The organism is Plantactinospora mayteni, assembly GCF_016862935.1.
Lineage (GTDB): Bacteria > Actinomycetota > Actinomycetes > Mycobacteriales > Micromonosporaceae > Plantactinospora > Plantactinospora mayteni.
This window is the reverse complement of sequence record NZ_BONX01000012.1, coordinates 53,251-74,153: the sequence shown is the minus strand read 5'-3', so window position 1 is coordinate 74,153 and position 20,903 is coordinate 53,251. Positions and strand designations below refer to the sequence as shown.

The following is a 20,903-nucleotide window of genomic DNA, read 5'->3' as shown; positions in this document are numbered from 1 at the left end:
ACGTGCGTCACGGCAAAGGACGGAACACCGGGCCCGGATCCGAGGTTGACTACGACTGTCGGTGTGTCCAGTGTCCCCGGGCCTCACCATATTGCCCTCGCGGAATACCGTCCGGCTGGAGCCGCGTCGTGCCACTCGCCGAGAGGCGACCTGCACACCGACACCGCGCCGCCCATGGCCTCGCCATGGGCGGCGTATCCATTTCCCGTCGCCGACGTCAGCCGCGTCGTCCGGGCAGGCCGCCGGAGGTGCCGCCCTCGGTTGAGGACTGGCCGCTGCCGGGACCGCTGCCGGGGCCGTTCACCGAGGACTGGCCGTTGCTGACCCGGAGCATCACCACACCGCCGGAGACGGTCCGGCCGTCCGGATCGGTGCCGGCGACCGTACCGGCGGGGCAGTTCGAGGCCACCTGGTTCGGGTCGACCTCGACCTTGAACCCGGCGTTCCGTAGCGCGTTGGTGGCGTCGTCGACCGAGCGGCAGGTGACCGAGGGCACCGAGCGCTGGTCCCCGTAGACCAGTTTCTCGCTCGGCTTCGGGAAGTCCTTCTTCGGCTTCCCCTTCATCGCGTCGGCCAGCGTCTCGTAGACGGCCGGGTTGACGATGTCGTGGTCCATGTCGGTGGTGGTCTCCGGCCAGTCCGGGTTGGCCATGATGCCGGCGACCGAGAGCGAGGTGGTCGTGGTGACCAGCGATGCCGTCCGCTCGCTGTCCGTGGTGCCGGTCTTGCCCGCCACCGGGTGGTCCACCACCCGGTGCGCGTCCGCCTCGGTCGCGCCACGGCACTTGCCGTACGCGGACTGGTCGCCGACCGGGCACCGGGCCGCGTCGATCGCCGCCCGGGCCACCTCGGGGTCCACCGCCCGGTCGCAGCGCGGTGCGGCGATATCGAACGCCCTGCCGGTCTGGTCCTTGATCTCCTGCACCGGAATCGGCTCGCAGTGCTTGCCGTCCGCGGCCAGTGTGGCGTACGCGTTGGCCAGGTCCAGCGGGGTGGTCGCCGAGACGCCGAGGGTGAACGAGCCCCAGCCGTCCGCCTGGGCCGGGTCGTCGGCCATCGCCGCCTCGCCCGGCTCCCGGAACCGGATGCCGAGCCGCTCCGCCGCGTCGACGACCTTGGCCGCCCCGACCCGCTCCTCCAGGGGCACGAAGTAGGTGTTGACGGAGCGGCCGAACGCGGTCCACATGTCGTGCATGCCGGCCATGCCCTCGTTGTCGTTGACCGGGCACCACCGCTCGGTGCCGGGGCAGGCCGAGTCGGAGCCGGCCGCCGCCGAGTACTTCGACTGGTAGCGCTGCGGGGCGTTGTAGCTGGTACTGAGCGGGTAGCCCTGTTCCAGCGCGGCCACCATGGTGAACATCTTGAACGTCGAGCCGGCCTGGTATCCGGCCACCCCACCGCCGCCGGTCAGCAGCGGGTTGGTGGTACGCGGATAGGTGGCCCGCATCCCCTTGTCCGCCTGCTTCGGGTTGCTGGAGATCGGGTTCTTCGGCTTCGCCGCGTCGTCCAGCCCGAACGTCCGGTTGGTGGCCAGTGCGCGTACCCGGCCGGTGCCCGGCTCGACGGCGGCCAGCATCAGAGCGTCCTTCCTGCCGGTGGGCAGGTACTGCTGCACGTTCTTGTACGCCGCCTTCTGCACCGCCGGGTCGAGGGTGGTGACGATCCGGTAGCCGCCGCCCTTGAGCCGCCGCTCGCGGTCGTACGAGGTGCTGCCGAACGTCTCCTGGTCCATCCACCAGCGGTAGAAGTAGTCGCAGAAGAAGCCCCAGTCGTTGTGCACCGCGCTGGTGCAGCCGTTGGTCGGCTGCTTGCCCGTCACCTTGAGCGGGGTGGCCAGCGCCGCCGTCTTCTCCTCCTCGGTGATCGCACCGGTCTCCTTCATCTGCCCGATCACCCAGTCGCGGCGGTTCAGCGTCAGGCCGTAGCCGGGTCCCTTGCTGTCCAGCGCGTCGTAGTAGCTCGGAGACTTGACCAGGCCGGCGATCATCGCCGCCTCCGGTACGGTCAGGTTCTTCGGCTCCTTGCCGAAGTAGAACCGGCTCGCCGCCGCCACCCCGTACGTCCCGTGGCCGAACGGCGCCATGTTGAGGTAGCGCTCCAGGATCTGGTCCTTGGTCAGCTTGTTCTCCAGCGCCGCCGCCAGGCGCATCTCGCGCCACTTCCGGGCGTTGGTGTCCTCGCTGGCCGCCACCACGTCGTTCGGGTCGGTCGCGCCGTAGGTGATCGACATCCGGACGAGCTGCATGGTCAACGTGGAGGCGCCCTGCCGGGAGTTGCCGGTGAAGTTCGAGACCAGGGCCCGCATGGCGCCCTTCACGTCGACCCCGTTGTGCCGGTAGAACGCGTGGTCCTCGGCGGCGATCATCGCATTCCGCATCGCCGGGGAGATCTCGGCCAGCGGGTCGTCCTGGCGGTTCTCGTCGTAGAACGTCGCCATCAGCGTCTTGTTGTCGGCGGCGTAGACCTGGGTGGCCTCCGGCACCTGGGGCACGGTCAGCTCGGTCGGCAGGTCCTGGAACGAGTCGGCTCCGGCCTTTGCCGCCAGCCCGGACATGGCCACTGCCGGGAACGCGGCCGCGGCGACCACCACCCCGGTGAGTAGGGCACAGATGAGCAGCGTGGCGGCCTTCGGCAGGCTACGCCGGCGGACTTTCGGCATGATCGCGTGAACCTCTGGGTCTGGCGGGCAGGTCGCGGGCGGGGCGGCCGGCGCGAGCACAACCGTACGCGCGCTTTTCGCCCTATTGATCCAGACGCCGCACCGAACCGCACGGTTGCGTGGCCGTGGCTCTCCCAACTGACTGCTACGTCACACCCGGAGTTTCGGCGGCGGCCCCGACCGGCCGCCGCCGACCCGGACACTCAGCCCAGAGCGGTACCCGCCGGTGCCGCCACCCGCCGGGCCCGGACCGCCGCCGCCAGGTCCGCGAATACCTCTTCGGTCTCCGGCCAGCCGAGGCAGGCGTCGGTGATCGACTGCCCGTACTCCAGCGGCCGGGTCGGGTCCAGGTCCTGCCGGCCGGGTACCAGGAACGACTCCAGCATCACCCCGACGATGCCGCGCTGGCCGTCGGCCATCTGCCGGGCCACGTCGGCGACGACCACCGGCTGCCGGCGGTGGTCCTTGCCGCTGTTGTCGTGGCTCGCGTCGATCACCAGCCGCTCGGGCAGCGTGGCCGCCCGGAGCAGCGAGAGCGACTCCGCCACCGACTCGGCGTCGTAGTTGGGCTCGCCCCGGCCGCCGCGCAGCACCAGGTGGCAGTCCGCGTTACCCCGGGTGTGCATGATCGCCGGAGCCCCGGAGATGTCGATGCCGGGGAAGACGTGCGGCACCCCGGCGGCCCGGATCGCGTCGACCGCCGTACCCACGCTGCCGTCCGGGCGGTTCTTCATCCCGATCGGCATGGAGAGCCCGGAGGAGAGCTGGCGGTGCACCTGGCTCTCGACGGTACGGGCGCCGATGGCACCCCAGGCCACCGTGTCGGCGATGTACTGCGGGGTGATCGGGTCCAGGAACTCGCAGCCGACCGGCAGCCCCAGCCGGAGTACGTCCAGCAGCAGCGCGCGGGCGGCCCGCAGCCCGGCGTTCACGTCGCCGGAGCCGTCCAGCCCCGGGTCGTTGATCAGGCCCTTCCAGCCGACGGTCGAGCGGGGCTTCTCGAAGTAGACCCGCATCACCACCAGCAGGTCGTCGGCGTGCTCGGCCGCCGCCACCCGCAGCCGTCGCGCGTAGTCGAGGGCCGCCGCCGGATCGTGCACCGAGCACGGGCCGACGACGACCAGCAGCCGATCGTCCTCCCGGTCGAGCACCTGGGCGACCGATCGTCGGCCGTCCAGTACGGCGCTGGCCAGCGGCTCGTCCAGCGGCAGTTCGTGGTGCAGCAGCGCCGGGGTGGTCAGCGGCACGATCCGGTCGATGCGCTGGTCGCTGACCCGACCCATCCCGGTGGTGGTCATCGTGGAGGCTCCCTCTCTGCCGACCGCCACCCCGGGGCCGGCGCCCGGGAGCCGAGCCGGCTGTTTCCATGAAAAAAGCAGGGACGATGTCCCTGCTTCAGCCGGCTCTTGCTGGATCTTGGTGACGTCAGGTCATGGCTGAGTCACCGGCTCCGGAGCCGGCTGACTAAACCATCGATAGGAACGCGCCACGGACGGAACCATACCCGATGCCGGCCCCCGCCGGACCAGCTGTCCAACTCCTGGTACGCACGGAATCACCGGCTGGCGCGCGCCGAAGCGGACAGGCGGTGCCAAGCCGGTCATCCCGCCTGACCTGGACAACAGAGGCGCTACAGCTCGCCGGTAGCGCATCTGTCGTCCAGGTCAGCGGCACCTTTTCGACGCCCTTCCTCGACCTCAGAGGACGAATAGCGTCCCGGTGGTGAGGTTGATCTCCTGGGTGGTCAGGCCGGTCCAGTCGGTGGAGAGGAGCAGTCGGTCGCCCTCGGTCAGGGTGACCGCGACACTGTCCCTACCGCCGAGCAGGCCACGGTCGGTACCGGTGATCCGGAGGTTGAGTCCGGTGGCCACCGCGACCGGTCGGCGGGGGTCGGTGACGTCGTACAGGCCGGCTCGGGTACGTAGGTCGATGTGGTCGATGCCGCCGTTGGACCGTACGCCGAACGAGTCGAGCCCGACGCCCCGGATCTCGTACTTCCGGCCCTCGGAGCGGAAGGAGAGGATCGTCGTACCGGTGCCGCCGAGCCGGGTCTGTGCGACCAGTACGGTGACGTCGACCTTGGACTTCGGATCCACCGGGTACGCCCCGGCCGACCTGGTCGGGGTCACCGAGCCGCCGCCGATCACCACCCGGGTGTCCGAGCGGGCCACCTCGACCCGCGCCTTCGTACTGCCGGCGTAGTTGCCGCCGAGCGTGACGGTCACCTCGTGGCCGCCGGTCGGCAGGCTCGCCGTGCAGCTCGCCACCGATCCGAAGTCGTCGGTGTCGAGCGGCGCGGGTACGTCCGTGCAGAGCGTCCGGCCACCGGCGGCGAAGGTCACCGTGGCGGTCGAGACGTCACCCGGCCACGGCTCCGCCCCGGTGTACGGCGAGATCTCCCGCAGGGTGGCCTGGAGCAGTACCTCCGCGTTCCGGCCCGAACCGGCCGCCGAGACCAGCGTGTCCCCGGTGTACGCCAGCTCCGCCGCCTCCGGCAGTACCCGGATGACAAACGAGAGGGTCTCGCCCAGGCCGTGCTGGTCGGCGACGGTCACCGTCACCGGGTAGTCGCCCGGAGCCGCCCGGTTGTTGCCGACGACTCCCCAGACGGCGGGCACGCCGTTCTCCTCCGATTCCGACGGCGTCGTGTTGCGGAACAGCAGGCCGGCGGGGAGCCCGGTGGCGGTCGCGGTGAGCTGCCCCGGGCCGCCGTCCGGGTCGGTGGCGGTGACCCGCACCTCCGGCAGGATCGGGTCGCTGTACTGGACCGTCACCAGGTCACCCCCGGTGAAGGTCACCTTCGGGGTGGCCCGGAGGGCGAAGTTGGCGTCGTTCAGGTCGAAGAAGACGTTGCCGACCGCCTCGATCTTGATCCGAGCAGCCTTGGCGCCCACGTTCGGCAGGGTCACCGTCTCGGCGCCGTCGTTGGCGGTCCGTTCCGCCAGGACGTACGGGAAGGTGTTGCCGGCGTCGACGGAGAGCGAGATCTTCACCTCGCTGACCCCGATCGGCGCGGCGTCGGTGCCGGCGACGTCCCAGCTCACCGGCACGGCCGTGCCGCCGACCAGGGGCTCGGCGGTGGCCTGCGAGGTGACCAGGAACGGCCCGGCGGCCGGGGCCAGGGTCAGCGCGGTGTCGGCGCTGCCGATCCCGCCCGCGCCCGGGTTTCCGTCCCGGGCGGTGAGCCGGAAGTGCATGGTCCGGTCACCGTTGAAGCCGACCCAGTCGGCGGTGGGCAGGAACTCCGAGTAGCAGTCGACGACCTCCGGCGGCACGTTGCTCGCCCCGCCGCTGGCCGGTGGTGCCGGCGCGGCCGGGCAGGTGCCGGTCTTCGCGTTCGTGTTGTTCCAGGCGATCTGCTCCAGGTCCGGGAAGACCCGGGTCGGATTGGTGCTGACCGCGTTCAGCCCGGGGGAGTGGTATTCCAGGGTGTCGGTCGGGCTGACGATCGCCGCCGTACCGAACTGCCGGAACAGCGGACCGTTGGTCTTGGTGTTGCTGACCAGCGCGGTCCCGGCGGTACTGCCGCCGCTGACCCCGCCCCGGTCGTTCTGCTCCCACAGGTAGGTCACCGTGTCGCCGTCCGCGTCGGTGGCGCTGCCGGTCAGCGCGAACGGGGTACGGACCGGAATCGTGTACGCGGCCGGCACGGTGACCACCGGGGCGGAGTTGCCGGTCTGCGCGACCTGCCAGCCGCCGTTGTCGATCGGGCCACCCTTGACCGTCTCGCCGACGAACCCGTCCGTGCCGGTGAGGTTGGTGACGGTGAGCGCCCCGACGTTGACGCCGGCCACCGGGCCACCGGCGAAGGTGACCTGGAACCCGGTGTCGTCCAGCAGGCCGGTGCCGCCGAACGGCGCGACGGTGACGAGGGCGCCGGCCGGCCAGCCGGGGATCGCCTCGATCGCCGCCTTGATCCCGGCCGCGCTGTAGTTGCCGCCCCGGACGATCGGCGCCGACTCGGCACCGCCGAAGCTGAGCGTGAACGAGTCGCCGTTGGTGCCGAACTCGCGCAGCGAGACGTTCTGCACCTCGTTGACGGCCGGGCGGGCCGAGCTGACGTACGTGGTGATCTCGGTGTAGCTGCGCTGCGACCAGTACGGGTCGCTGTGCGGTTGCAGGTTGTCCTGCTGGCAGATGCCGGCGTACGCCATGATCGACGAACCGCTGCCCGGCTCGTACGAGTTGGCGGCGCTGCGGTTGCCGCCGGAGCAGTTCCACTGGGTGCCGTTGAAGGTGTGGTTGCCGGCGAACTGGTGCCCGATCTCGTGCGAGACGTAGTCGACCGCGAAGAAGTCACCGACCGGGGTCGGCAGGCCGGTGCAGCCGCGCGCCTTGTTCGCCCCGCCGACCACGCCCAGCCCGGCGACCCCGCCGCCGTTCACACCGAGCCCGATGTGCCCGACGTCGTAGTTGGACGCCCCGACGAGCTGGCCGAGCACGATGTTGTTGCGGTTCAGCGTGCCGCTGCCGCAGGAGGAGATCTGCGCCGCCGTGTAGCAGGGCGACGCCCCGCACGGCCCGTTCGTCCCGGTCGCCTCGGCCGGGGTGTTCAGGTTGGTCTTCTCGGTCTCGTCGACCAGCACCAGCCGGATCGCGGTCTCGTCCTCGTAGATCTGGGTCACCCGGTTCACCAGCGTCACCTTGGCGGCCGTCACGTTCGCCGCCCCGAAGTAGGTGGCGTAGGACGGGTCGGTCACCAGGGCCAGCCGGTACGTCCGCAGTGTCACGTCGGCACCGGCCGTGCTCGGGGCCGCCCCGACCTCGTCGGCGAGCGCCTCGGCGGTCTGCGCCACGTCCTCCCGCTCGACGAACGGCTCGTCCGGGTTCGTGCTGTCCCGCACGAAGTAGCTGGCGTACCGGCCCTGGTCCTGCCGGCTGTACGGGTCGACGTACCAGACGCCGCGCTCGGACCGGACGGAGGCGTGGAAGCCCAGCGGGGTGAGGTCGGCCCGGACGGTCGCGGTCGGATCGTCCAGCCCTCGGCCGGCGTACGTGCGGATCTCCGGATGCCGGGCGGCCAGGCCGGGCGCCATCACCGGCGAGTCGACCAGCGCGAACCGCTGGAACGTGCCGTCCGGGGCGGGCAGCGCCACCACCAGGGACTGGGCCGAAGCAGTCCCGAGGCGCTCCTCGGGTACCCGGTCCAGGGTGGCGGCCAGGCTCGCCCGGTCCAGGGCGTACCCGGTGAACCGCTCGGCGTGGACGTCGGTCGGTCCGGCGGACCGGGCGGCGCTGGAGCCGTCGGCGAGCCGGGTCCACGGGTTGGCCGGCTGGCTGGGGGCGGCCGAGGCCGGGGTGGCCAGCACCGGCAGTACGCCGGCGGTGAGGGCGGCCACCGCGAGGATGGCCAGGCGTCGGCGGGGTGCCGCCCGACCGCGGGTGGCGGCGGGTAACGAGGGGGTCGTCAACTCTGTCTCCTTGGGACTACTCCGAGCGCCGGTCGGTCGCGCGGGCGTTCCTGCCACCCGGCCAAGCCATCGACCAGTTGTGGGGGTGATCGCACGATAGGCGCCCGGACCTGCCGTGAACAGCCTCCACACGGCCGGAAGCAGGACCGGTCACTGTGGTCACGGGCCCCGGGGTAACGCCGCATGGTGCTATATATCTGTGCCTCTACACGCCTTTCGGACGGGGAGCGCGATGAGGTCGGTACGGCGTTGGATAACGGTCGGCTTGGCGCTGGTGGGCACAGTGGCGGCGCTCGGTGTTCCCGGGGTCGCGGGCGCCCGCCCGGTCGAGCCGGGCAGCGGGGCGGACGTCGGGGTGGCGGAGGTCGGGGTGGCGGCGGTGCCGGCCCGGACGGTCAAGGTCATGACCTGGAACGCCTGCGGCAACAACTCGGCGTGCAAGTACTACGAGGACCCGAACGGGCTGATCGGGACCATTCGCTGGCACATGCGCAACCACGGCACCCCGATGGACGCGGCGATCATCCAGGAGGTGTGCAGTTCCTTCGCCAAGCCGCTCGAATACCAGTTGGAGGATTACTACGGGTACGGCTGGGACGTCCGCTTCGCTCCGATCAAGCTGAAGCAGACCGCCGACCCGGCGACCTCACCGAACAAGCAGTGCGTACGCGGCCGGGGCGACTACGGGATCATGCTCGCGGTACCGGACGAGAACACCTGGTGGGAGGCGCGCTACCTACCGTCGGCCGACGGTGCGGAGTGGCGGGTGGGGATCTGCGCCACGGTCGAGTCGTGGTGGGTGAAGCTCTGCAACGCCCACTTCTCCTACAACGGCGACGACGCCTCGTACGCGTTCCGTACCCAGCAGGTCGCGGCCTACCAGGCGTACGTCTGGCCGTCCCGATTCCGGGTGATCTTCGGCGGTGACCTCAACCTGCAACCGCCAGCCAATGCCAGCTATCCCGGTGGCGGCCTCACCCCGCTCTACGACTCCTTCGTGGAGTGCGCCCAGGCCACCACCGGCTCGCCGCGGACCGGCCCGGGTACCTACTACAGGAGCACTCCGCACAACAACGCCGACACCATCAAGATTGACTACCTCTTCACCAACGCCGACCTGGCGCACAGTTGCGGACGGCCCGGCTCGCCGGTCGAGTCCTCCGACCACCTGCCGATCTGGATGACCGTCAACCTGCCGGCCACCTGAGACGAGCCCCGGTCCGGGCGGGCCCGCCCGGACCGGGGCGCCCGCCCTCGGCGGGGCTGTCCGCGCCGGGGCGGGCCGATCGGATAGCGTCGTGGCCATGCCCGAGACCGGTTATCCCTGGCCGATCGAGACCACCCGGCTGGACAACGGCCTGCGCGTGGTGGTCAGCGAGGATCGCAGCGCCCCCGTCGTAGCGGTCAACCTCTGGTACGACGTCGGTTCACGGCACGAGCCCGACGGTCAGACCGGCTTCGCCCACCTGTTCGAACACCTGATGTTCGAGGGTTCGGTCAACGTGGCCAAGACCGAGCACATGCAGTTGGTGCAGGGCTCCGGCGGTTCGCTGAACGCGACCACCAACCCGGACCGGACCAACTACTTCGAGACGCTGCCGTCGGAGCACCTGGCGCTCGCGCTCTGGCTGGAGGCGGACCGGATGGGCGGCCTGGTGCCGGCGCTCACCCAGGAGACCCTGGACAACCAGCGCGAGGTGGTGAAGAACGAGCGGCGGCAGCGCTACGAGAACGTCCCGTACGGGGACGCCTGGCTGCGCCTGCTGCCGCTGCTCTATCCGCCCGGCCATCCGTACCACCACGCCACGATCGGCTCGATGGCCGACCTGAACGCCGCCGACCTGGCCACCTTCCAGGCGTTCCACACCACCTACTACGCGCCGAACAACGCGGTGCTCACAGTGGCCGGGGACGCCTCGGCCGACGAGGTCTTCGCGCTGGCCGAGCGCTACTTCGGCAAGCTGGTGCCGCAGTCGGACATCCCGCCGGCCCCGGACGGCACGCAGGTGCCGGCCACCGGTGTGCCGGTCCGGGAGACCGTCACCGCGGACGTGCCGGCGCCGAGGGTCTATCTGACACATCGGACCCACCCGTTCGGCGGGCCCGGCTACGACACGGTTACCGTGCTGGCCACGCTGCTCGGCAGCGGCCGGGGCAGCCGGCTCTACCAGCGGCTCGCCGACGGGGCCCGGCTCGCCCAGCCGGACAGTGTGGGCGCGTTCGGCGTGGACCTGGCGTACGCGCCGGCTCCGATGATCGTCACCGCCACCGCCCGGGACGGGGTGACCGCCGACGAGCTGGAGGCGGGGCTCGTCGAGGTGCTGGACGGGCTGGCCGACGGGGTGACCGGGGCCGAACTCGACCGGGCCAAGGCGCTGCTCACCACTGGCTGGTGGCGGCAGCTCGCCAGCGTGGACGGCCGGGCCGACATCCTCGGCCGGCACGCCACCCAGCTCGGCGATCCGGCCCGGGCGGCCGACCGGCTGCCGGGCTGGCTCTCGGTCACCGCGGAGCAGGTGAGCGGGCTCGCCGCCGAGCTGCTCCGGCCCGAGGACCGGGCGACCCTGACCTACCTGCCGGAGACCCAGGAAGAGGCGTCTTGATGACCGAGCCCGGCCCCATCCTGAGCACGGAACGGCCGCCGACCGGGGCCGCCCGGCCGTACACCTTTCCCCGGGTGGTCCGGAAGGCGGTGGCCGGTGGCAAGGTCGTCGCCGCCCACCTGCCGGGGCACCACCTCGCCGTCGCGGTGCTGATGCTCGACGGCGGCGCCGGGCGTGAGCCGCTCGGCCGGGAGGGGCTTTCCGGGGTACTCGCGAAGGCGCTGGAGGAGGGGACGACCCGGCGCGACTCCACGGCGTACGCGCTGGCGCTGGAGGGGCTCGGCACCGAGCTGACCATCGCCACCGACTGGGACGCGTTCCAGGTCAGCGTGCAGGTCCCGGTGGAGCGGCTACCGGCCGCGGTGGAGCTGCTGGCCGAGGCCGTCCGGACCCCACGCCTCGACCCGGCGGACATCACCCGGGTACGCGACGACGAGGTCACCGCGCTGCGGATGTACTGGGCGAACCCGGGGCCCCGGGCCGATGCCGCGCTCCGGGCCGACCTGTTCGGGGCCGACCAGCGGCCCGGCCGCCCGATGGACGGCGATCCCGACTCGGTGGCCGCCGTCACCGTCGACGACGTCACGTCGTTCCACGCCGCCTGGCTGACCCGGTTCGGCACCCTGCTGGTCGTCGGCGACCTGGACCGGATCGACCTCGACGAACTCGGCACCACCGCGTTCGCCGGTGCGGACGGCGCGGCGGAGCCGGCCGGTCCGCCGCTCGGCGTGCGGACCCGGGACGAGCGACGGATCATCCTGGTCGACCGGCCCGGCTCGGTCCAGTCCACGCTGCGGCTCGGGCACCCCGCACCGCACCGGGCGCACCCCGACTACGTGCCGATGGCGCTGGCCGCCACGGTGCTCGGCGGTGCCTTCACCTCCCGACTCAACCACCTGATCCGGGAGGTACGCGGCTACACGTACGGGATCAGGGCCGAGTTCGGCCACTCGCGGCGGTTCGGGCGGTTCGTGGTCAGCTCCGGGGTGCAGACCGCGGTGACCGCGCCGGCCCTGGTGGACGCGGTGGGCGAGATCACCCGTACCCGGGACGCCGGGGTGACCGAGCCGGAGTTGGCGGTCGCCCGGGCCTGGCGGGCCGGGCAGCTCTCGGTGGAGTTGCAGACGCCCCGGGCCATCGCCAGCGCGCTCGCCACGCTGGTCGTGCACGACCTGCCGGACGACTACCACGCGACCCTGCGCGAGCAGTTGCTGTCGACCGCCGAGCCGGCGGTGTCGGCGGCGGCAGCGACGCACCTGCACCCGCAGGGGCTGACCCTGGTGATCGAGGGCGACGCGGCGGTGATCCGGGACGAGTTGGTCGCCAGCGGGCTCGGCGAGGTGGTCGACGCCGCCGGCTGACGGCCCCCGCGCCGGGCCGGGTGTGCCGGGCGGCTGCTCCGTGGAGCCCCCGGCAGGCCGGCGGTGGTCACAGGTCCAGGCATCGCCATCTGCGCCGGGCATCGCCATCTGCGCCGGGCTGGCCGGGCTGCGCCGGGGTCGGGGCGGCCCCGGCCGGTCGGACCGCCGGGAGCTGACCGGATGGTGGGCGGTGTGGTAATCGGCTTGCCGGGCCGGCCGAGCGGCTGGGTAGCCTCGCGGTATGAGGATCGGCATTGTGGGGGCCACCGGGCAGGTCGGTGGCGTGATGCGGCGGATACTCGCCGAGCGCCAGTTTCCGGTGGACGAGCTGCGGCTCTTCGCCTCGGCCCGGTCGGCGGGGCGCACCCTGCCGTGGCGGGACGGTGAGGTCACCGTCGAGGACGCGGAGACCGCCGACTACACCGGGCTGGACATCGCGCTCTTCTCGGCCGGAAAGGGCACGAGCAAGGCGCTCGGCCCCCGGGTCGCCGAGGCCGGCGCGGTGGTGATCGACAACTCGTCGGCCTGGCGGATGGATCCCGAGGTGCCCCTGGTGGTCGCCGAGGTCAACCCGCACGCCGCCGCCGTACGCCCTCGGGGCATCATCGCCAACCCCAACTGCACCACCATGGCGGCCATGCCGGTGCTGCGCCCGCTGCACGCCGAGGCCGGACTGCTCAGCCTGGTGGTGGCGACCTACCAGGCGGTCTCCGGCTCCGGACTGGCCGGGGTCGCCGAGCTGGACGAGCAGGTCCGCAAGGTCGCCGACGGCGCCGCCGCGCTCACCCACGACGGCCGGGCCGTCGAGTTCCCGGCCCCCCGGCAGTACGCCCAGCCGATCGCCTTCAACGTGCTGCCGCTGGCCGGCGCGATCGTCGACGACGGGTCGGCGGAGACCGACGAGGAGCAGAAGCTCCGCAACGAGAGCCGCAAGATCCTGGAGATTCCCGAGCTGAAGGTCTCCGGCACCTGCGTCCGGGTACCGGTCTTCACCGGGCACTCGTTGCAGGTCAACGCCAGGTTCGCCCGGCCGCTGAGCCCGGAGCGGGCCCGCGAGCTGCTGGCCGGGGCGCCCGGGGTGGCGCTGGCGGACGTACCGACCCCGCTGCTGGCGGCGGGACAGGACCCGACGTACGTCGGCCGGTTCCGGGTCGACGAGACCGTCGAGTACGGGCTGGCGTTCTTCTGCTCCAACGACAACCTGCGCAAGGGCGCGGCGCTGAACGCCGTACAGATCGCCGAACTGGTGGCCGGCGAGTCGCGGTGACTCCGGTGCCCGCCCCGCCGGAGTGGCGCTGGGCGGGTCTGTGGGTAGGGTGGGAGTGATCTTGCTCGGGAGGTGGGCGTGATGGACGGTCCGACGGAACAGGCGCTGCTCGGCATCATCCGGGACGGGTCGCTCGGCGTGCTGGCGACGATCAAGCGGAACGGCCGGCCACAACTGTCCAACGTGAGCTACACCTTCGACCCGGAACGCCGGCTGATCCGGGTCTCCATCACCGACGACCGGGCGAAGACCGCCAACCTGCGGCGCGACCCACGGGCGAGCTTCCAGGTGAGCACCCCGGACGGCTGGGCGTACGCGGTCGCCGAGGGCACCGCCGAGCTGACCCCGGTGGCGGCCGAGCTGACCGACCCGACGGTCGAGGAACTGATCGACGTGTACCGGGCGGTCCAGGGCGAGCACCCGGACTGGGACGACTACCGCCGGGCGATGGTCGCGGACCGCCGACTGGTGCTGCGGCTCCCGGTCGAGCGCGTGTACGGCGCACCGCCGCGCGGCTGAGCCGGGTCTGTCCGGCACCGGCACCCGGCCCGGGTCGCCGGGGGCGGCATCGTCGCCGATCACACGCCGAGGCTCGGGCCCGGCACGTCGAGGGGGAGTTTCGATGAGGATCTGCGTCACCGGAGCCAGTGGCAAGGCCGGTCGGGCCGCCGTGGCGCACCTGCTGGCGTACGGCCACGAGGTGGTCGCCACCGACGTCGAGCCGGCGCCGGTCGACCTCGGGGTGCCACTGCTCCGGGCCGACCTGACCGACTACGGGCAGGCGGTCGAGGTGCTGCACGGCACCGAGGCGGTGGTGCACCTGGCGAACATCCCCGCCCCCGGGCTGCGGACTCCGGCGCTGACGCTGAGCGCCAACAGCACGATGAACTCCAACGTCTTCCTCGGCGCGGCGCAGCTCGGCCTCGCCCGGGTGGTCTGGGCGTCCAGCGAGACCACGCTCGGGCTGCCGTTCGACACCCCGCCCCGGTACGCGCCCGTGGACGAGGCGCACTTTCCGGTGCCGACCACGACGTACGCGCTGTCCAAGGTGGTCAGCGAGAGCCTCGCCGAGCACATCGCAGGCTGGTCCGGCATCCCGTTCGTCGGGCTGCGGCTCTCCAACATCTTCCTGCCCGAGGACTACCAGCGGGTGCCGTCGTTCTGGGCCGACCCGCACAGCCGGAAGTGGAACCTCTGGGGCTACATCGACGTACGTGACGTGGCCGAGGCGTGCCGGCTCGGGCTCGAAGCGCCGGTCAGTGGAGCCCGGAACGTGATCATCGCGGCGGCCGACACCATCATGGACCGGCCCTCGGTCGACCTGCTCGCCGAGGTCTTCCCGGGGGTGCCGCTGCGCCGGGAGGTCGGCGAGTTCGAGACCCTGCTCGCCATCGACGGGGCCCGGGACCTGCTCGGCTTCGCGCCGCAGCACTCCTGGCGCGACCACGTCGACGCCGACCGCGCCTGAGCGCCGCTGACCGCCTCGGCCCGACCCACGGCCTGCGAGCGGTCAGCGCCTGCGCCGCGGTGGTCCGTGCTCGTGTACCACCAAGAACCCCACGCGGTGGTCGAGTACGTGCTGGTGAACCGGTCGATCATCACGTCCTCCCTTCCTCTCGGCCGAGAATCGCACACCTGCGCACTTCATAGAACGAACTGGCGCCGGATTGTGGACAACTGCGGTACCTGTGGACAACGCCCTGATCATGCGCTTCGGTGCTACCTGCCGGAGCGGTGGTGGCGGTGCGCCGGCGGGTCCGACTGGGTCGGCGGGTGCCGAGCGAACCTGTCCGGGCCCGACTCTGAACGATCGACCGCAGGTCGGGGAAGGCGGGCGTTACGTCGAGGTCTGCCCGGGTAGACCGGGTCGGCTGACATTGAGAGGGGAGCAGGATGACGACCGTCGGAGAGTTCATGACGACCCGCTTGGTGACCATGGACGGCGGCGACACGCTCACCGCTGCCGCCCAGGAGATGCGGGACAGCGCCATCGGCGACGTGATCGTGACCAACGGGGACGACGTGATAGGTATCGTCACCGACCGCGACATCACGGTACGCGGGGTGGCCGAACAGTTGAACCCGTCGAGTGCCACGCTGAGCGAGATCCTCACCCAGGACGTCATCACCGTGACGCAGTACGACGACGCGGTCGCCGCCGCCGACCTGATGCGGACGTACGGGGTACGGCGGTTGCCGGTGGTCGAGGAGGGCCGACTGATCGGGTTGGTCTCCCTCGGCGACCTCGCGGTCGAGCGGGAGCCGCAGTCCGTGCTCGCCGACATCAGCGCCGATGAACCGAACAACTGAGACTGGCCCGACGGGCCCGGGCGACAACGGCGTCCCCGAGCCCGTCGGGCTACTCCGCGCCGTCGAACCGTACCCGGATGTCGTCGGCGTCCCGGGCGGCGGCCAGCACTCCCGCCTCGGCCTCGACCTCGGCGCGTAGGTGATCCGCGGGCACCTGATGGTGAGGGACGGACCCGGAGGGCGGCGACGGGCGCGGCCGGGCCGGAGGGTGTCGGACGAGCAGGCGAGGGAGGCACGGCGATGGATCCGACCACGGAGTTCTTCGAAGCGCTCAACCACCGGGCCCCGGACCCGCTGCTGGGCAAGATCCGGGGGACGGTCCGCTTCGAACTCGAGTCGGGTACGGACATCGACACCTGGCTGCTGGTGTTCAGTGCTGGCAGCGTGAGCGCCACCCAGACGGACCGGGCGGCGGACTGCACCGTCCGGACCGACCGCGAGTACTTCAACCGGATCGCCGCCGGCGAGGCGAACCCGTTCGCGGCACTGCTGCGCAACCGGCTCACGGTGGAGGGGAAGCTGTTTCTGTTCAGCTACCTGAACCGCCTGGTGCCGGGGACGCCCGGCGCGCACGAACCTCGGGACTGGGTACGGGGGAGGGGGCAGCGGTGACGAAACCACTGGTCAGCATCCTCGACGGAAACACCTTCGTGGTCAGCGACAACCGGGGCGACATCGACCCGTCGCCGACCTTTCCGACCGGGCTCTTCTCGTTCGACACCCGGTTCCTGTCGAAGTGGGAACTGACGGTCGACGGAAACCGGCTGAACGTGCTCTCCGTCGACGACCTCCAGTACTTCGAATCCCAGTTCTTCCTGGTCCCCGGCGAGCCGACGCACTACGTGGACGCCAAGCTGTCGATCATCCGGCACCGGACGGTCGGCGGCAGCTTCGTCGAGGAACTGACCGTGCTCAACCACGAGGACCAGCCGGTCGAGGTGACGGTCCGGTTGAACGTGGAGAGCGACTTCGCCGACCTGTTCGAGATCAAGGACGTGCGGGAGAAGGTCGGCGGCACCACGGTGGTGGTGGAGGAGGACCGGCTGCGGCTCTACTACCAGCGGGAGACCTTCCGGCGCGAGGCGATCGTCACCTCGACCGCGCCCGCCGAGTTCGACCGGCACGGGGTGACCTTCGCGCTGCGGATCGGGGCGCACCAGCAGTGGCAGACCCGGCTCCGGGTGGAGACCCTGGTGGAGGGGGCCGGTGGTCGGGACATCCGGCTCAGCATCCAGCGGCACCAGAGCCGTTCCCCGGAGGAACTGCGCGAGGACCTGGACGCCTGGCTGGCCCGCGCGCCGAAGCTCAGCAGCGACAGCGAGCCGCTGACCGAGACGTACCAGCGGAGTCTGATCGACCTGGCCGCGCTGCGGTACGCACCACTGACCGCCGGTCCGCCGTTGCCGGCCGCCGGCCTGCCCTGGTTCATGACGATGTTCGGCCGGGACAGCCTGATCACCTGCCTCCAGTCCCTGCCGTTCACCCCGGAACTCGCCGGGCCGACGCTGCGCTTTCTGGCGCTGGCCCAGGGGGTCACCCTGGACGACTTCCGGGAACGCGAGCCCGGGAAGATCCTGCACGAGGTCCGGTACGGCGAGTCGACGGCGTTCGAGGAGCAGCCGCACTCGCCCTACTACGGCTCCGCCGACTCCACCCCGCTCTTCGTGATCCTGCTGGACGAGTACGAGCGGTGGACCGGGGACACCGAGCTGGTGAAGGCGCTGGAGCACGAGGCCCGGGCCGCGCTGAACTGGATCGACCGGTACGGCGACCTGATGGGCAACGGCTACGTCTGGTTCGAGCGGCGGAACCTGCGCAACGGCCTGGAGAACCAGTGCTGGAAGGACTCCTGGGACGGCATCTCGTACTCCGACGGCCGGCTGCCGGCGTTTCCCCGGGCCACCTGCGAGCTACAGGGCTACGCCTACGACGCCAAGATGCGCGGCGCCCGGCTCGCCCGGCTCTTCTGGCAGGACCCGGTCTACGCCGAGCGGTTGGAGCGGGAGGCGGCGGAGCTGAAGCGGCGGTTCAACCGGGATTTCTGGGTGGAGGACGGGGAATACTACGCGCTGGCCCTGGACACCGAGGGCGGCCAGGTGGACGCGCTGTCCTCGAACATCGGGCACCTGTTGTGGAGCGGGATCGTCGACGACGACCGGGCCGGGAAGGTGGCCGAGCACCTGCTCGGGCCCCGGCTCTTCTCCGGCTGGGGGGTGCGGACCCTGGCCGAGGGGGAGGGCCGGTACAACCCGATCGGCTACCACGTCGGCACGGTCTGGCCGTTCGACAACTCGCTGATCGCCTGGGGCCTGCGCCGGTACGGCTTCCGGCACGAGGCGGGCCAGATCGCCGAGGCGATGATCGCCGCGGGGCGGTACTTCGGCGGCCGGCTCCCGGAGGCGTTCGCCGGTTACGACCGGGCACTGACGAAGTATCCGGTGCAGTACCCGACGGCCTGTAGCCCGCAGGCCTGGTCGACCGGTACGCCGATGCTGCTGATCCGGACCCTGCTGGGCCTGGATCCGCACGGCGAGCACCTGGTGGTCGACCCGGCCCTGCCGGTGGGGATGGGCCGGATGGAACTGCTGGACATCCCGGGCCGATGGGGCCTGATCGACGCGTTCGGCCGGGGCCGGGCGGAGCACAGCCGGACGCCGCCGGGCCTGATGGAGTGACGGTTCGTCGGCCCGGTCGAGGTCGAAGACCGCGACGGCTCGGGCAGAACGTCGGTTACGGGTACCCGCAGGCAGCACCAGTGGGTGTGCGGGACGCCGGACGAGTCGGGAAGGGAGGCGTCACCCGATGGCGGATCCGACCGCCGAGTTCTTCAGCCGGATCGAGGAGCACGGGCCGGACCTGCTGCCGGCCAAGGCCAGGGGAAGGCTGCGGTTCGACCTCGACCGGGACGGCGAGGTCGAACACTGGTTCGTCGCGGTCAACCAGGGCAACGTGCTGGTGTCGCGTGAGAAGCGGGAGGCGGACTGCGTGGTCGCCACCGAGAAGGAGTTGTTCGACAAGCTCGCCACCGGTGAGGCGCAGGTGCTCGCCGCGTACAACCGGAACGATCTGACCGTGCGCGGCAACCTGCCGCTGCTGCTGGTCTTCCGCCGCGCCTTTCCCTCGCCGCCGGGCACCCGGGACCCCCGGGAGCGGATCCGGGAGCGGTTCGCCGGCCGCCGGGTCGCCGGGGAACGGGAGCGTCGGCCGTGAATGACCTGGTCAGCATCCTGGACGGCAACACGTTCATGCTCAGCGACTCCACCGGCGACGTCGAGCCGTCGCCGAACTATCCGTCCGGGCTCTTCGCCTGGGACACCCGCTTCCTCTCCCGGTGGGTGCTCACCATCAACGGCGAGCGGCTGCACGAACTCTCCATCGACGACCTCCAGTACTTCGAGTGCCGGTTCTTCCTGGTGCCGGGCGAGCCGACCCACTACGTCGACGCGAAGACCTCGGTGATCCGGCAGCGGTCGCTCGCCGGGGCGTTCGAGGAAGAGTTGACCGTGCTCAACCACCGGGACGAGCCGGTGGTGCTGACCCTGCGGATGGAGATCGACTCCGATTTCGCGGACGTGTTCGACGCCCGGGAATCCCGGTCGCTGCCGGGGCGGACGGCGAAGCTCGTCGAACCGGGCCGGTTGCGGCTGTGCCACGAGCGGCACCGGCACGTCGCCGAGACGATCGTGACCAGCAGCGAGCCGGCCGAGATCGACGCCGACGGCCTCACCTTCCGGATCGAACTCGGCGCGCACGGGAGGTGGTCCACGACCCTCCGGGCGATCGGCACGATCCAGGGTGCGGGCGGCCGGGACGTCCGGGAGAACCTGCGCGGCTACCAGGAGGCCTGGCCGGAGAAACGGCGCGAGCTGCGCGAATGGCTGGACCAGGCCCCGAAGCTCACCTGTGACTCCGAGACGCTGGACGACGCGTACCAGCGGAGCCTGGTCGACCTCGCCGCCTTGCAGTACATCGGGCTGACCAGCCAGGTGAAGCTGATGGCGACCGGGCTGCCCTGGTATATGACCCTGTTCGGCCGGCACAGCCTGGTCACCGGCTTCCAGACCCTGCCGTTCATACCGCAGATCGCCCGCAGCGCGCTGTGGGTGCTCGCCCTGCTCCAGGGTGGCCGGGTCGACGACTTCCGGGACGAGGAGCCGGGCAAGATCATGCACGAGATCCGGTACGGCGAGCCGGGCGGCTTCGGGGACAGCCCGTACACCACGTACTACGGCGCGGCGGACTGCACGCCGCTCTTCGTGGTGCTGCTCGATGAGTACGAGCGGTGGACCGGGGACGCCGAGACGGTGCGGCTGCTGGAGTACGAGGCCCGGTCGGCGCTCGCCTGGATCGACACGTACGGCAATCTGATGGACGACGGCTACGTCTGGTACGAGCGCCGCAGTCCCAGCGGGTTGGAGAACCAGGGCTGGAAGGACTCCTGGAACTCCGTCACGTACGCCGACGGTCGGCTGCCGGGCAACCCCCGGGCCACCTGCGAACTACAGGGCTACGCGTACGACGCGAAGGTCCGGGGCGCGCGGCTGGCCCGTACCTTCTGGAACGACCCGGCGTACGCGGACCGGCTGGAGCAGGAGGCGGCCGACCTGCGCGACCGGTTCAACCGGGACTTCTGGATCGCCGACCAGGGCTACTACGCGCTCGCGCTCGACGCCGAGGGCGGCCAGGTCGACGCCCTCGCCTCGAACATGGGCCACCTGCTCTGGAGCGGGATCGTGGACGACTCCCGTGCGGAGCAGGTGGCCGAGGTGCTGCTCGACCGGCATCTCTTCTCCGGCTGGGGAATCCGGACGCTCGCCCGTGACCAGGCATTTTACAACCCAGTCGGCTACCACACCGGCGCGATCTGGCCGTCGGACAACTCGCTCATCGCGCTGGGACTGCGCCGGTACGGCTTCGCCGAGCAGGCGGCCCGGCTGGCGGTGGCGATGGTCGAGGCGTCCGGGTATTTCGGCGGCCGGATGCCGGAGGCGTTCGCCGGTTACGACCGACGGCGTACCAAGTATCCGGTGCAGTACCCCCGGGCGTGCAGTCCACACTGCTCGTCGGCGGGGACCACGCTGGTGCTGCTCCGTACCCTGCTCGGCCTGCGCCCGCACCAGGACCACCTGACGATCGACCCGGCGATTCCGGAGCGGCTCGGCCGGATCGAGTTGGTCGGCATTCCGGGGCGGTGGGGCCGGACCGACGCGTTCGGCCGGGGCCGGGTGCACCTGGAACCCGAGTGACGTGTCGCGGTGCGCGGCACGGTTCGAATGGAAATCCGGGTGGTGG

Annotated in this window: 14 protein-coding genes; 11 read left to right on the top strand and 3 right to left on the bottom strand. The window is 71.3% G+C overall.

From position 1 onward, the window contains the following. Positions 1 to 217: 217 nt before the first annotated feature. The 3 genes from Pma05_RS11360 to Pma05_RS11350 form a co-directional block, all read right to left on the bottom strand. On the bottom strand, positions 218 to 2,659 hold the full coding sequence (locus tag Pma05_RS11360) for a penicillin-binding protein (protein WP_203857316.1): 2,442 nt from the start codon (positions 2,657 to 2,659) through the stop codon (positions 218 to 220). Positions 2,660 to 2,862: 203 nt separating this feature from the next. Beyond that, positions 2,863 to 3,957, bottom strand: coding sequence for a 3-deoxy-7-phosphoheptulonate synthase (locus Pma05_RS11355; protein WP_203857315.1), 1,095 nt, complete (start codon positions 3,955 to 3,957; stop codon positions 2,863 to 2,865). Between the two features lie 399 nt (positions 3,958 to 4,356). Continuing rightward, positions 4,357 to 8,070, bottom strand: a complete 3,714-nt coding sequence (locus tag Pma05_RS11350; protein ID WP_239312188.1) for a reprolysin-like metallopeptidase — start codon at positions 8,068 to 8,070, stop codon at positions 4,357 to 4,359. Positions 8,071 to 8,344: 274 nt separating this feature from the next. Between Pma05_RS11350 and Pma05_RS11345 the strand changes: the two genes are divergently transcribed. From Pma05_RS11345 to Pma05_RS11295, 11 genes are all read left to right on the top strand, one after another. Further along, on the top strand, positions 8,345 to 9,277 hold the full coding sequence (locus Pma05_RS11345) for an endonuclease/exonuclease/phosphatase family protein (RefSeq protein ID WP_203857314.1): 933 nt from the start codon (positions 8,345 to 8,347) through the stop codon (positions 9,275 to 9,277). Positions 9,278 to 9,374: 97 nt separating this feature from the next. Beyond that, positions 9,375 to 10,673 carry a M16 family metallopeptidase gene (locus Pma05_RS11340; RefSeq protein ID WP_203857313.1) on the top strand — a complete coding sequence of 433 codons (1,299 nt, stop codon included), beginning with the start codon at positions 9,375 to 9,377 and terminating at the stop codon, positions 10,671 to 10,673. Then, positions 10,673 to 12,034 carry a M16 family metallopeptidase gene (locus Pma05_RS11335; RefSeq protein WP_203857312.1) on the top strand — a complete coding sequence of 454 codons (1,362 nt, stop codon included), beginning with the start codon at positions 10,673 to 10,675 and terminating at the stop codon, positions 12,032 to 12,034. Before Pma05_RS11340 ends, Pma05_RS11335 begins: the two co-directional genes overlap by 1 nt. Before the next feature lie 241 nt (positions 12,035 to 12,275). Then, positions 12,276 to 13,301: an aspartate-semialdehyde dehydrogenase gene (locus tag Pma05_RS11330; protein ID WP_203857311.1), complete on the top strand. Its 1,026-nt coding sequence runs from the start codon at positions 12,276 to 12,278 to the stop codon at positions 13,299 to 13,301. 81 nt (positions 13,302 to 13,382) lie between these two features. Then, positions 13,383 to 13,820: a PPOX class F420-dependent oxidoreductase gene (locus tag Pma05_RS11325; protein ID WP_203857310.1), complete on the top strand. Its 438-nt coding sequence runs from the start codon at positions 13,383 to 13,385 to the stop codon at positions 13,818 to 13,820. A 103-nt stretch (positions 13,821 to 13,923) separates the two neighbouring features. After that, positions 13,924 to 14,769: an NAD-dependent epimerase/dehydratase family protein gene (locus Pma05_RS11320; protein WP_203857309.1), complete on the top strand. Its 846-nt coding sequence runs from the start codon at positions 13,924 to 13,926 to the stop codon at positions 14,767 to 14,769. 425 nt (positions 14,770 to 15,194) lie between these two features. Next, complete coding sequence (locus Pma05_RS11315; RefSeq protein ID WP_203857308.1) at positions 15,195 to 15,611, top strand: CBS domain-containing protein; 417 nt, start codon at positions 15,195 to 15,197, stop codon at positions 15,609 to 15,611. 240 nt (positions 15,612 to 15,851) lie between these two features. After that, positions 15,852 to 16,223 (top strand): SCP2 sterol-binding domain-containing protein, encoded by a 372-nt coding sequence (locus Pma05_RS11310; RefSeq protein ID WP_203857307.1) that lies wholly within the window; start codon positions 15,852 to 15,854, stop codon positions 16,221 to 16,223. Next, the gene (locus Pma05_RS11305) at positions 16,220 to 18,286 is read left to right on the top strand and encodes an amylo-alpha-1,6-glucosidase (RefSeq protein ID WP_203857306.1); all 2,067 of its coding nucleotides are present in this window, start codon (positions 16,220 to 16,222) and stop codon (positions 18,284 to 18,286) included. Before Pma05_RS11310 ends, Pma05_RS11305 begins: the two co-directional genes overlap by 4 nt. A gap of 127 nt (positions 18,287 to 18,413) precedes the next feature. Further along, the gene (locus Pma05_RS11300) at positions 18,414 to 18,821 is read left to right on the top strand and encodes an SCP2 sterol-binding domain-containing protein (RefSeq protein ID WP_203857305.1); all 408 of its coding nucleotides are present in this window, start codon (positions 18,414 to 18,416) and stop codon (positions 18,819 to 18,821) included. Next, the gene (locus tag Pma05_RS11295) at positions 18,818 to 20,857 is read left to right on the top strand and encodes an amylo-alpha-1,6-glucosidase (protein ID WP_203857304.1); all 2,040 of its coding nucleotides are present in this window, start codon (positions 18,818 to 18,820) and stop codon (positions 20,855 to 20,857) included. The genes Pma05_RS11300 and Pma05_RS11295 overlap by 4 nt, the downstream gene beginning before the upstream one ends. Positions 20,858 to 20,903: the final 46 nt, after the last annotated feature.